Annotated in this window: 10 protein-coding genes and 1 pseudogene; 3 read left to right on the top strand and 8 right to left on the bottom strand. The window is 41.1% G+C overall.

The annotated features are described in order from the left end of the window. Nucleotides 1-291: 291 nt before the first annotated feature. Nucleotides 292-1,218: a DMT family transporter gene (locus G9G57_RS09010; RefSeq protein ID WP_164964858.1), complete on the bottom strand. Its 927-nt coding sequence runs from the start codon at nucleotides 1,216-1,218 to the stop codon at nucleotides 292-294. Between the two features lie 302 nt (nucleotides 1,219-1,520). Between G9G57_RS09010 and G9G57_RS09005 the strand changes: the two genes are divergently transcribed. Continuing rightward, nucleotides 1,521-1,934: a hypothetical protein gene (locus tag G9G57_RS09005; RefSeq protein WP_117288940.1), complete on the top strand. Its 414-nt coding sequence runs from the start codon at nucleotides 1,521-1,523 to the stop codon at nucleotides 1,932-1,934. Between the two features lie 480 nt (nucleotides 1,935-2,414). Here G9G57_RS09005 and G9G57_RS09000 read toward each other — a convergent pair whose 3' ends face one another. Beyond that, the gene (locus G9G57_RS09000; protein WP_117288942.1) at nucleotides 2,415-4,940 is read right to left on the bottom strand and encodes a transglycosylase domain-containing protein; all 2,526 of its coding nucleotides are present in this window, start codon (nucleotides 4,938-4,940) and stop codon (nucleotides 2,415-2,417) included. A gap of 192 nt (nucleotides 4,941-5,132) precedes the next feature. Here G9G57_RS09000 and G9G57_RS08995 point away from each other — a divergent pair. After that, a pseudogene (locus tag G9G57_RS08995) lies at nucleotides 5,133-5,590 on the top strand (Y-family DNA polymerase); the annotation flags it as partial. A gap of 202 nt (nucleotides 5,591-5,792) precedes the next feature. On the opposite strand, the gene G9G57_RS08990 reads toward G9G57_RS08995, so the two are convergent. From G9G57_RS08990 to G9G57_RS08975, 4 genes are all read right to left on the bottom strand, one after another. Then, nucleotides 5,793-7,061, bottom strand: coding sequence for a DNA polymerase IV (locus G9G57_RS08990; protein ID WP_044785255.1), 1,269 nt, complete (start codon nucleotides 7,059-7,061; stop codon nucleotides 5,793-5,795). 789 nt (nucleotides 7,062-7,850) lie between these two features. Then, nucleotides 7,851-8,891, bottom strand: a complete 1,041-nt coding sequence (locus tag G9G57_RS08985) for an NAD(P)-dependent alcohol dehydrogenase (protein ID WP_164964857.1) — start codon at nucleotides 8,889-8,891, stop codon at nucleotides 7,851-7,853. 319 nt (nucleotides 8,892-9,210) lie between these two features. Then, nucleotides 9,211-9,732 (bottom strand): hypothetical protein, encoded by a 522-nt coding sequence (locus tag G9G57_RS08980; protein ID WP_164964856.1) that lies wholly within the window; start codon nucleotides 9,730-9,732, stop codon nucleotides 9,211-9,213. Then, complete coding sequence (locus tag G9G57_RS08975) at nucleotides 9,723-9,878, bottom strand: SDR family NAD(P)-dependent oxidoreductase (protein WP_019687935.1); 156 nt, start codon at nucleotides 9,876-9,878, stop codon at nucleotides 9,723-9,725. Before G9G57_RS08975 ends, G9G57_RS08980 begins: the two co-directional genes overlap by 10 nt. Nucleotides 9,879-10,211: 333 nt before the next feature. On the opposite strand from G9G57_RS08975, the gene G9G57_RS08970 reads away from it, so the two are divergent. After that, a complete protein-coding gene (locus tag G9G57_RS08970; protein WP_238799277.1) occupies nucleotides 10,212-11,006 on the top strand; it encodes a helix-turn-helix domain-containing protein in 795 nt (264 codons plus the stop codon). Nucleotides 11,007-11,656: 650 nt separating this feature from the next. On the opposite strand, the gene G9G57_RS08965 is transcribed toward G9G57_RS08970, so the two are convergent. Continuing rightward, the gene (locus tag G9G57_RS08965) at nucleotides 11,657-12,514 is read right to left on the bottom strand and encodes a GRP family sugar transporter (RefSeq protein WP_029515122.1); all 858 of its coding nucleotides are present in this window, start codon (nucleotides 12,512-12,514) and stop codon (nucleotides 11,657-11,659) included. Between the two features lie 136 nt (nucleotides 12,515-12,650). After that, nucleotides 12,651-13,490: an AraC family transcriptional regulator gene (locus G9G57_RS08960; protein WP_164964855.1), complete on the bottom strand. Its 840-nt coding sequence runs from the start codon at nucleotides 13,488-13,490 to the stop codon at nucleotides 12,651-12,653. Nucleotides 13,491-13,565: the final 75 nt, after the last annotated feature.

Raw genomic sequence — 13,565 nt, 5'->3', positions numbered from 1 at the left:
GCAACTTGACGTTACTCCGCGGAAAAGCTAAGTATAAGACAGATCAAATCGTTTCCAAATCGTCCTTTGGGGAAGTATCCTTCGGGGACACATGGTATCCTGATCCTTTCTTTTGTGGAATAAAACTCCGACATTTCTGTGGTGCATATAATTCTATAATTTATTATACCACACCTTGTCACCTGCTAAACAGCTTGCTTTTTTGCTGCACCATATTTTATTTTATGTGTGAGCATGCTTTATTGTATGTGCGAGTTGACGCATTATACCAAAGGTTTGGCGAGTACACACTCAATGACCTGAGTGTGTTTTATTTTCACTTGGAGTTATTACCCTTAGTTTGGCTGTTCTGCGCTGATTGGCCATAAATACGCCCCCGAGTATAAGAACCAGACCGGTCAGCACGTTCCAGCCGATATGCTCATTCAGAAGTAAAAAGCCCCATACGATGGCACTCACTGGTACAAAATACGTTACCGAAGAAGCGAATTCCGCACTCCCCCGCAAAATCATATAGTTGAACAAGATATATGCTACCCCTGAACCCAAAACTCCTAGTCCTATTAGGGAACCTAATACTCCTGGAACAGAAACGATCGACAAATCTGGTCTCTCTACAATTACCATCATAATACCACCCCCTGCTGCCGCACCAAACAGTGTCGCAAAGGTAGCCTGATACATGGAAAGATTGGAGAGAAAACGTTTGGAGAGCTGTGTTCCAAATCCGTAGCAGAGAGTCGCAAGCAGCATACATCCAAAACCTACCGGATCAACAGAAATCATAGATGCAGGATTAATACCTAATAAAATAATAATTCCTATAAAAGCGAGCCCCATTCCTAACCACTGCAGGCGATGAAATATAGCTCCGAAGAAGACAAGGCCCACCAACATAGTCCATATTGGCGTGGTGGCATTCAATACAGAAGCCATGCTGCTAGCTATTCTGGTCTCACTAAAACCAATCAATGTCCATGGTAAAACCATGTTGACACATGCTACCAGAATAACCGATTTCCACGGAATGCTTTTGATTTTAAACGGCTTGCGTATAAGAAGCATTAATAAGATGATAAAAATAAGACCAAAACTGGATCGCAGAAATACAATGGTCCACGGTCCTACTTGATGTAGCAATAACACCTTAATAAACATAAAAGAACCGCCCCAAATAAGGCTCAACAATAATAAAGCTGCATATAACGAACGTGACAATATGTAAACCTTCTTTCTTGACTCTCTTATGTTAAATAGTAAAAACCGTCGCTATCAGAACGCTATCCCCTTCTATGTAAGTTTTTTATCCATTAGCTTAACATAAACTCTGTTTGACTGTCATCGGCCCTATACGCAAGAATCTTTACACAATGGCACATGGAAGTAGCGCTCCCCGCACTTTTCCAATAATTGATGATTGCTTTGGCAACAGAAAAATTCCTATGATGAAGTATATTCAGAACATACGTTCTATATGCTTATTGTATATTGTACTTTCACTCCGCGTAAAGGAGATATTTATGACAAACAAAAAGGTACTTGCTAACAAGCATAAAGCTCCTTTGCCTTCTGAAGAAGACGCAGGACTGATCAAGATGTGTGTACTTCTAACACTTGTACTGGATGTGCTGGAACGAGACATTCGCATTATGAATATCTCTCCTCTAAAAATGCCCGATTTGTATATTCGTAGCCTGACTGGAGTACAACAGCGCATAACTGTTCAATTAGCAGAAACAAAAGCACGAATGAAAAGACAGGGAGTGAAAATATACAGCGAAATCCGAAATCATGAAGGCGTAGAGGTTTTGTATGTATGCCGAGGTTACCAAAGACGATTTTTCATGCTTTCATCCTTTGCCCGCAGTGAGGTTCGGCGTAAACTCGGATACTACCTGGGAATTGATCTGACCCAAGACTATGCCCCCTTATAATCTCGCCTTGCCTACTTGCCTGAACAAAGAGAAAATTTTAAAGCCCATTGGTTACATGCAAATAATTTGGCTCGTATTTTCAAAAAGGAGAAATCTAAAATATGAAAAAAGAGCAGAGCCGCATAAAATGCTGGCTCTACTCATAATTACAACAGGCTGCTGGGATCAGGACAGCTTAAAGGATGCCAGATTGGCAAATGCATCGATTTATGATCTTACTCCTAAGGGCCTACTCCAGCAAACACTAGAAGTTGTAGATGAATCTCAAACCAATGAAGGTAAAGTACCAATGAAGTTTATTCAGGCACCGAGAATTCTGTCCGACAGATGTACCGGAGCCTGACTATCCAACTTCCCATTCAAGGTAGCCATTGTAATGGAATAGCGTTGGAATGAGGAGTATCCCCATGTCCGTTTTCATCCGCAGGTCACTGTCAATATTGTTGGAAACGGTGTTCTAAACTAGATCGTCCATGTTGCTTAGTTGTTGGATTGATCAGTCGTTGGTTTAGGATCGATAACCTCATCAGGCTGAGTTTTTGGAGCACCACTCTGGTTCTCTGATTCAGAAGGTGTCTCCGGCACGTTTTCAATAGAAGGTTGCGAAGTATCTGTTGATGGCACATCGTTATTCTCATCAGGCGGTTCGATCTCTGCGTCTGTGTCAGGAACAGAAGGAACTGTTTCCTCTGGTGGAACCTCCTCTTGATCTGTTGCTGGTACCTTGATCTCAGGGACATCTTCTTTCTTGATATCTGGTTTGGACGGAACTACTGGTCTAGCAGAACGTGGAAGCTGTTCTCTTCCGACTTCGGTCGGCACGTACTTTTGGTTAAACCAGTCAGTCACGAGGTGACCTGATTGGCGGGAATAGCGCCCTGGCAGCTTACCTGTAAGACTAGATACCGTAACTTTCACAACGCCTTCCGGCTGTATAAAATGCTTATTCTTAAAAAGCTCAGGCTGGTCCTTGACCGCCTCATTCATGATCAACGCCCACACCGACTGTGCTCTGGTGTGACCTTCTTGAGATAATGTATTAACCTGTTGACGATAACCAGCCCATACGCCTAGCGTAACGTCAGGTGTGTATCCCATAAACCACACATCACCAAAGTTCTGTGTCGTACCCGTTTTACCCGCAATATCAATGGTACCGTAGCTCTTAAAAGCTTTTTGCAGACGTTTGCCAGTTCCTCTTGGGTCTGATATAACGGTTCTGAGCATATCCGTCATCAAAAATGCGGTTTGCTGCGAATATACACGTTTCGTCTGTGGTTTAAATTCATATACAATCTTACCGTTGGCATCTGTAATTTTACTGATCAAGTGAGGTGCATTATACACGCCCATATTGGGAATTGTCCCATATGCTGCGGTCAGTTCCTCGACGGATACCCCCTTACTAAGTCCACCTAGAACTCCTGTTTGAGCATGTTCATCCTGCGGCTGAATCGTCGTAATTCCAAGAGAACGCACAAAATTCCAAGCGTTTGGAATTTTAACTTCATATAAAAACAGCCTCAGTGCAGGGATGTTAATTGACCGATTGAGTGCTTCACGGGCTGTCATAAGCCCCTCATACCTTCTGTTATAATTTTTAGGAATATGATAACCCTTTCGTCCGTCTTTCAATATGATTTGTGAATCATCAATAAGACCGGCGGGCTGAGTGTAGCCCTTCTCCAAAGCAGGTAAGTAAGCAGCAATAGGCTTCATGGCAGAACCGGGCTGACGTGTCATTTGAGTTGCATAGTTCATTTGCTCGGTATTAAAATCCCGGCCCTCGATCATACCGAGGATAGCCCCTGTTTTATGATCAATCATGATTGCCGCAATCTGTTCTAGTCCCTTCTTCTTACTGTATGGAGAAAAATTTTGTGGATTAGCTGCAATCTGTCGCATATTGCTATAAATTTTTTTGTTTATCGTTGTATAAATTCGATAGCCGGACCGTTGCAACTCTTCTCGCGTATTTTGAAGAAGTTCAGCATGCTCAGGCTTAGAAATCTCGGCTGCTGTGAGATTCGGATTTTGCTGGAGTGCTAACAGCTGTGCGGCCTCCCGCTCTGTTTCCAGCATCAAATAAGGGAATGTGTTATAGCTTTTTTCGCGATGGGGTGCAAGAGTCGCTCTCACATCAAATTGAAGCGCATCATTATATTCGGACAGTGTGAGCTTGCCTGTTTCCAGCATTCTTCCCAACACAACACGTTGGCGCTCCATCGCTTTGTTGAAACCTTCTTCATCAAAATTCCCTTTACCATCAAAAGCGGAATAAACAGATGGCAGCTGTGGAAGACCTGCCAAATAAGCCGCTTGAGCAATATGAAGCTTATGTAGATCACTTACATTAAAAATTCCTAACGAAGCAGACTTGATTCCATACAAATTGTAACCAGCGGAACCATTACCAAAAGGCATTTTATTTAAGTAAGCCGTTAATATTTTGTCTTTGCCCATAAAACGCTCCATACGTAGTGCCAGCAGCATTTCCTTCACCTTTCGGCTGTCCGTTTTATCCAGACTGAGGAAAACTCTTCGGGCTACCTGCTGCGTCAGTGTACTGCCGCCAGTTTGGCGGTTTTCATTCAAAAGTTTCTGTTTGACAGCACGAGCCGTCCCCTTTAAATCTACACCATGGTGCTCATAAAATTGGCTATCTTCTGTTGAAATGAGGGCATCCACAATGGACTGAGGGACATCCTTCAGGTCAACGAGCTGTCGGTCCTCTTCCATGCGCATTCTTCCAACCGGAGTTACCTGATCATTAAAAAATACAAAACTGGTCAGAGCATTCTCATTTACCTTTTCATATATCAATTGACGTGATCGTACAGGTTCATCATGAACCAGTGCCGCCACATAACCGGATATAAGACCTCCGGCAAACAGCACTCCAAGTACACCCGCAAGCGAGAACCACTTGATATTAATCAGCAAAACTCTGCCAAAAATGCGCCACCTACTGCGTTTTTGAGATGATGGTCGACGTTTTGGGTTCATAAAAATGGTTTTCTCCCCTCAATATTCATTCATTTCCACTTGTTTTTGTTCAAGATAATATGATACGCCATGCTAGGTTTCCCGTAAACTGTAATGTTCCAAAAAATACATTTGTATTAGGAACACTTGTTCTATATATAATACTACTATAAGGGTATATGTTCAAGAATATTCTGGAATATGATTAATCACATGCCAGGAGAGGAGATCAACATTGTGAAGGAGCGTGGAAGTAGAACCATATTTCTAGCGGACTGCCAAAGCTTTTACACCAGCGTCGAAAAAACGGATAATCCCGCATACCAACATAAGTCGCTCGTTGTGGCCGGTGACCCTGCACTTCGTTCAGGCGTTATTTTAGCCACGTGTCCGCTGGCCAAAAAACATGGTATATCCACTGCAGAACGTCTGGGGGAAGCTGTAAAAAATGTCCTGACCTTATCATTGTACGCCTGCGCATGCAGCATTATATCGATGTCTCATTAAAAATAACAGAAATCTATAATGAGTATACGGATTTGGTTGAGGTTTTCAGCATTGATGAACAATTTCTGGATATGAGCGGAAGTCTCTCCCTGTTCGGAGATCCGTTGAGTATTGCAAGTGAAATTCAGCGGAAAGTGCTGGGACAAACAGGAGTATGGACTCGAACCGAAGGAAAAGTATAAAACACAGCTAAAATACCAAATAGCATTGTAGTATTAACAAAGTCCAGCAATAATTTTCTAGACTTTAATTCAAAGATTAACAGTTTTTTAGTTTTACCTGTTTCCCAAGAACCCTTCAGACCAATATGTAGTGGGATCTGACCTTGCTCTAGTAATTCTAAATTACATCAGTATATCCCTTCATTTATTTATAATGCCCCCCGATTTTTAGGGATCTCTCCAGTGCCTGACCAGCTTGGGTCAAAGAGGACGCTCTTACGATAGCTGCGCTACCATAGCGTTCTTTAATTTTATCTGTTGCTTCTTCCAAGGAGCGGATACGCTCATGATCCTCAAAGAAGGAAAGTTGATAAGTTTGGTCGTCAACCAACCCACTTAAAGTGACACCTAAGCGTCGTATCGGCATACCGTTCCAAAAATTATAAAATATTTTTTTTGCTGCGTTGTACACTTTATTCGTATTGTTAGTCGGATCTGTAAGCTTCATTTGCCTGGAAAATCCGGTGGGAGCCTCATATGGGCTACATGTACAACTAACGGTCACGACAGAGCCCATGCACCCCTTACGACGACTGTCTCGACAAACTTCTTCCGAGAGTTCAAGCAGGATGGTCTCTACTTCATTTGGTTCCAAATAATCTTGGGGTAGGGTCATCATATGACTTATCGACTTTTGTGGAGAACTGAAGGTATACGGAGCTACAGGACTCTCATCTAGACCATTGGCTGTTTTCCACATGACCTCCGCCTGTATATCCGACTGTTTTCCAAAACGAGCGCGAAATTTAGACTTAAGGTCTGGTAGAGACGTTCTAGCGATATCACCAATGGTTGTCATACCAAGCCGCTCAAAATGGGACGACATCCGCGAACCTACCCCAAACATTTTATTAACTGGCTGTGGCCAGAGCAGCTGCTCTAATTCTGTCTTGGGCAACGTGAATATACCGCTTTTAATTTTTTTAGCCCAAATATCGGTTGCGCTTTTGGCAAGAACCTTATTGGAACTGATTCCTATTCGTACCCAAACCCCGGTTTGTAAAAGAACCTTCTTTTGAATTTCTCTTGCAACGGTTAAAGAATCTCCAAAAATTTTAAAACTACCCGAAATGTCCAGAAACTGCTCATCGATACTAAACACCTCTACCAGGTCGGTGTATTCCTTGTATATATCCGTAATTGCTAAAGAGACATCGATATAGTGTTTCATACGGGGACGGACGATCACAAGCTCAGGACACTTCTTGAGGGCTTCACCGAGCCGTTCTGCTGTAGACACCCCGAAACTTTTAGCCATAGGACATGCTGCTAAAATAATTCCAGACCTGCGTGCAGGATCGCCTGCTACCGCAAGCGGTTTATTTTTATACTCTGGGTAGGAAGCTTTTTCTACACTCGCATAAAAAGACTGGCAATCCGCCAAAAGAATTGTCCGCTCAGTTGTTTTAGTCATGCTGCACCCTCCAAAAAAACGATCATATACGTACGAACATGTATTCTTATTTATTATAATACCAAACATTAGTTCTGTATTCAGGTAATTTATAGGATTATGTAAATCAATCATCAAAGATTGGGTATCTGGTACGAGCGTGGATCATCACATTATTTCTGTGATCATAAAGGCCAAGAAAGCTTAATGTGCTCGTGGGGGATGAGGATCGGAACGGAATTCTGGTTGGCTGGGCTTCATCTTTTAAATGTCAACAAAAATAAAGAACCAATGTATAACATTTTATCTTGTCTTGAAAAAGCGGAAACTTGGTATACACATTTGAATTCATTAAAAAAAGGCTTTCTTCAACGATGTCGTAGGTACATTTCCGCTGTATGGACTGAATTCCATGACATTTATAGTTCCCAATGTACTTTTAATTTCTTGAAAAGCTCTAGTAAGCTGTGCTTTGTTAGTAATATCCGCAGCAAAACCTTGAGCCTCAATTTAGTTAATAGCTCAGTATACTGGTCTAGTTTCTCTTATGTTCTTGAAATCATAGCGATACGAAATCCGTGTTTACCAAACGTCTTAGCCAGTGAAAAGTCCAATCCGGGATCTGCTCCAATGTTATCAATGCAAATTCACTTCTTCTCTTTTTAAATTCTTATGAGTTAATTTACTAGCGTATTTATAAATTAGAAAAGCGGACGAGCAGCAATTCGTCCGCTCTATTGTAAGTCCTGTCTTTCAGATAAGTGCTTTTGATGATGTTTGTGTCTATTGAGTTATCCTCGAAAATACGACTTAAAAGGTAGATGTATCAATAACAAATCGATATCGTACATCATTTCGGATAAGTCGCTCAAAAGCTTCGTTGATTTGATTGGTGTGAATTACCTCAATTTCAGGGACGATACCATGCTCTGCGGAGAAATCAAGCATTTCTTGGGTTTCAAGAAGATCGCCTCCAGGCGTTGCTGCAATTCTGCGACGACCCATAAGCAAACTGAGCGTATTAAATTGGTTCGGCTTACCGGAATCACCGATGATAACAAACGTACCATTTATATTAAGCATGGATACGTAAGCATCTAAATTAAGACTTGCAGAGGTCGTGTTGAAAATCACATCAAATTGACTAGCTAGCGTCGAGAATGTGTCAGGATCGTTCGTTGCATAGTAATGATCGGCGCCAAAACTTAGCGCATCGCTTTTCTTATCCATTGTCTGACTCAAGGCCGTAACTTCAGCTCCTAATGCATGGGCATATTTGATAGCTAGGTGGCCGATACCTCCAATACCGACGATAGCGACTTTTTTGCCTGGACCTACTCCCCAATGTTTCAAAGGATAGTAAGCCGTAGCTCCTGCACAGAGTAGTGGGCTGGCAACATCTAAGCCCAAACTATCTGGGATCTGAAGTACGTAATTTTGCTTCACTACAATTTTTTGACTGTAACTACCGTAAGTAATATTTCCATCGTAGTCTACGGAATTATACATCATGACCATGCCCTTTTTACAGAACATATTCTCACCACGTAGACAATTCTCGCACTCTCCACAAGAGTTCACGAGAGGCCCTACTCCAACCCGGTCACCCACTACAAACTTAGTTACTTCCGTTCCAACCGCTTCTACAATTCCTGTCATTTCATGACCGGGAACCATTGGGAATTGAGAGTAACCTCCATCATTATGGACCATATGAACATCGGTGTGGCATACACCACTATACTTAATATCGATTAGAACATCATCTGGGCGCAGTTCCTTCCGTTCAATCATCGTCCGTTCAAATGGCGCATTCGCACTGGGAACACTCAATGCATGAACTTTACACATACTTGTTATACCCCTTTCATTTTTCATATTATATATTTCAGATATCAGCTAAATTGTTGTATTTGAATTGTATTCGTATCCCTATCTCATCCCCCTTCATACACTATTTACAGCCTACACTTAGGTACAGCGTGATAACGCATCTAAGGTTGTCTTAATGGATACTTATAGTTTAAAACTCCAGATCTATGGTTAACATAGCCTGATTACAGACAAAGTTGTCCCTATTACTGATTATTAGGAAAGAAAATGAATATAAAAAGCCCCTCAACTTCAGGAAAGCAGAGGGGCCATCGTAAACCTTATTATTGCTCCGTACTTATTTATTCATATAAGGGCTAATAACCTTTTGGCAGTAATCCCAAACTTTTATTTCGTTTTCTACAGAATAATATCGATCCCGTGGTTTTTCCTCCTTCATATTACCAAAGAATTTCCCATTAACCTTTTCTACTTCTTGTGATGTGGCCAAATATACGGTTGTAGCAGCTCCTTTTTCTGGCGTATTCATGAATGGAAGTGCCAACTTAAACACTATATTATTAATAAAACCTTTATCGTTGTCTTGTCCAAATCTAGTCGCAACAGCACCAGGATGTAACACGTTCGCAGTTATATTTTTCAGTCCCCTTCTCATTAGTTCAGCTGACCAGTGTCTTGTGATCCAAATCGTATACAATTTGGAGGATGCATACGCACCGGACGAGGTGTAGTCCTTTTCCAACTGTAAATCGCTGAAATCTGGTTTTTTGGCAATCCTATGTGTTGCGGAAGAGGTATTAATGATCCTTGCTGAGGGGCTTTTTGAAAGAACATCTAATAATAACTCTGTTAAGAGCAATGGTGAAAATACATTAAGGGTCTCTGTGCTTTGTTTTGATTCCGTCCATGAATGATCACAGTGTGTCCCTGCTTTGCCATGGTTTTCGCCGCAACTTTTCCGATTCCATCAGTAGCTCCAGTAATAAGGATGATTTTTGTAATCATCGTAATTCTCCTTTTCATTTAAGTAATATATTTATACTGCAACCCATTCGATTAGGTACATATCCAGGTTACTGATGATATTGTCCAGATTACTGATAAATAGTTCTGTAATTCAAACAAGTTTATCGTGGATTAGACTATGTCTTACTTGAAATTCAAAGGATATGATAAGAAGAGCTTTCTATTTGCGAGGAATTGTTTTGTTCATAAGGAGGGCAAATCATGTTAACGGTTGAATCAATATCTGACTTACATGAATTACTCGGATACAATAAACCTAAACATCCATTAATTACTGCGATGAATTTTGAAAATGCTAATCCATAGGAAACCATGTTTAACACTGACGTCATGTTGAATTTTTATGTGATATCTCTAAAAAGTGGTACTCAATGTGATTTTAAATACGGCAGAAAAAACTATGATTTTCGTGAAGGCAGCCTTGTTTTCACAGCTCCTGGTCAAATCATGATTTCTGAGGGCAATTATACACCTGAATATTCGGATGGCTGGATGCTTTGTGTTCATCCTGACATGATCAGAGGAACCACACTATGGTCAAAAATATCCGAGTACAGCTTTTTTGAATACGAAGCAAATGAAGCCTTGCAGCTCTCTGAACAAGAGAGAGAGACGATTGAACGTATAGTGAAGAACATTGAGAATGAATACAGCAAAAATATAGACCTTTACACGAAAGAACTCGTTGTGTCCAATTTGGAATTACTCTTAAACTACGCTAAACGCTTTTATGGCAGGCAATTTATCACTAGAGCAGTGGTTTATAAAGACGCCGTCACCAAGTTCGAAGAGCTTTTAAATGAACTGTGTACTGTGGATATTATTGAAAGATCAGGTACACCAAGTGTAAAAGGTCTTGCTCAAGCAATGGGGTATTCACCTAATTATCTTTCGGACATGCTAAAAAAAGAAACCGGTAGAACAGCTCAGGATTTTATCAAATCCAGGGTGCTGGAACTTGCAGAAAACTTGCTTTTAACGACTAAAGAGCCTATTCATCAAATTGCTGAGAAGCTTGGATTTGAACAGCCTTCTAGCTTCACAAAATTTATAAAAACGCACTTAGGTTTGAGTCCAATGGATTTCAGAAGACAGCATTTGGTATGAATAAAATTAAAAAAGGGTTTGTCTCTATGTTTATTTTGAGACAAGCCTTTTTCCTAATGTTCATCCTATCCATCGAAATAGAATAAAAACATTATATTGACACTTTTTGAGCCTCTCAAAACTGTAAAACATCATTGCATTTATTAATTATTATAAAATACAACTAAATAAGCTTGTCCGAATAACACACCTATCTTAAACACCTGTAATCAGGAAGTATGCGCAACGAAATTTCTGCCATGTACAAAGCTGGTCTGTCACATATATTAATGCACCACATTTATGACTGTAGTAAAGTACAGCAAACGGATAATCTTTCTATTATTTATAAAAATGCTTTTACAGCGGGAGATGTTATTTCAATCTCAAAAGCTACTCACCTGAAAACTACTTCCTTTGACAGTGATTGCGCGTCCTATGACCGCTGTTAAACACAAAATTCCAAAAAAACCCTATGCAATGGTTAAACCATTCACATAGAGTTTTCTCATTATCCGTTTACTTGCGAAAGCTAATATTTTTAATATTTCCGCCTCGGTCAGCCGCAATCTGTAGCTTGTAGCGCTGGACGAGAACGGGTACGCTACAAGCTATCTCAAAAGGTACGGGTTTGTAATCAGCGCATTCCGCTAATATTCAATTGCTAAATCTCAGAGCTTGACCAGGCTAATCAATCCCACTCCGACCATGATTACCGTAATGCCGGCCAGTAGACGAAGCCATTCGCCGGGACTCTTCTTTTCCCTGAAAATCAGAATACTGCCAACACAGGAGATGGCGATACTCGCCTGAGAGATCGGAAAACTGGCAGCGACTCCAATAAGTCCATTCGAAATGAATAGCGCCAAATTTGCCACGCTCCACGACAAACCCGTAGACAAATTGCGCAGCACCTGAACCAGATGAAGCTTCTGCCCTCCCTTACAGTTCATTAAAAGCGCAGAACACAGCATGCCAAGTGATTGCGGTAAGATGACCGACAGACCGGAGACATGAAAGATTTGATTAATAATAACATACAAGGTTAAGGCTATACCCGAACAAACCAACATGACAAGAATTTGAAGGGGCAAAGGCTTGGACAAACCACTTGATTTGCCCTGATAGCTCGTCAGCAAGATGCCAGACAAAATAAATATAAGCGCTGCTAATCCAATACCAAATTGGTACCCAGTCGTCCATTCGCCCAATATTAGTGCTGCAAAAAGCGTCGTTCCCATAAGTTGTAGCCCACAAATAATAGGAATGGCCGTTGAAACGCTTACTTTCTGGAAAGCTTGAAATTGAAGCAACTGTCCTACGGACCAAAACACACCTGAGACAAAGCTCACAATAAATGGTGTGATTTGAAAGTTAACAGGTGAGTACGAATACAGGCACAGTGCGAACAATACGGCACCGATGACCGTCCCCGTCAGTTGCTCGCGAGGACTGGCTTTTGTCATTTGCGCCAGTATGGGCATGAATCCCCAGCCTATGGCTGGAATAAAGGCAATGAGTGTATCCACATGCAGTTCCCCTCTCGTAAAGTGAGTTCTTCCGTGCAATCCTTTAAAATACCATGCAGGAAAAACCAACAGCTTTACGATATCAAAATACACCCACCTCAATCACCAGTATTTTTAGAAGATATATATAGCAAAATCAAAGAATATTTTCACGGTAAGTGCTGGGAGAAATGCCCATCATTTTTTTAAACGCCCGTGAAAAGGTCAGTTGATCCGAGTAACCGACCGAATTGGAGATTACTTGAATAGAGTAACTGGTATCCTGTAACAGCTCGCATGCCTTTTTAATCCGAATGTTCATTAAATATTGCTTTGGTGTTTCGCCTATTTCCTGCTTAAAAACAGAGGTTAAGTAATTGGGGTGAAGTCCGAGATACTCTGCCACCTCACTGATTTGAATGCCACCATTGTAGTTTTTCTCCATATAGTTGATAGCTTGAACTGAATAGGGAAGCTCTTGTTTCACAGGCATCGTTTCACCCGATTCATGCACCAGCTTGGCGAGAATATGGCACAAATACCCCTGAATAGCCAAGGATGAAGAAAGCGTATTATTCCCTATACGAAGCATTTCAAGAATGGTCGAATGAAAAAAAGTGATGTCTCCGATACTTACCACATACGGATTATCCTGAACAAGAGAGATGTTCTGCAAGTACATTTCGGATTTGATCCCCATAAACCCCACCCAGCTGTACTCCCATGGCTCGTACTCATCAGCTTGATAATAAGCGGCCTTATTGGCAGGGATTAAAAAAGCCTGTCCTTTCTCTATGTTATATGTTTCCTTATCTAATACCAGTTTGCCTCTCCCCTTTAATACAAAGTGGATAAGATTGAAATCCCTGGCGATAGGCCCAAAGTCCTGGTTGGGAGAACAAGGCTCGGAACCACAATTATATAGGATTAAATCTGTAATATTTTTATGTTTTGAACTGGTACGTGTATCTACAAATTGAATCATATTCTCACTCATTCCTAACCTCCACGTTTCAGAATTTAAAAGTTAACCAAGGGCGGTGTTCCCGTAACAAATATAGCATAAATTAAG

Source organism: Paenibacillus sp. EKM211P (assembly GCF_011066175.1).
Classification (GTDB): Bacteria; Bacillota; Bacilli; order Paenibacillales; family Paenibacillaceae; genus Paenibacillus; species Paenibacillus polymyxa.
Note: the sequence above shows the minus strand (reverse complement) of the source record. Positions and strands in the feature narration are given on the sequence as shown.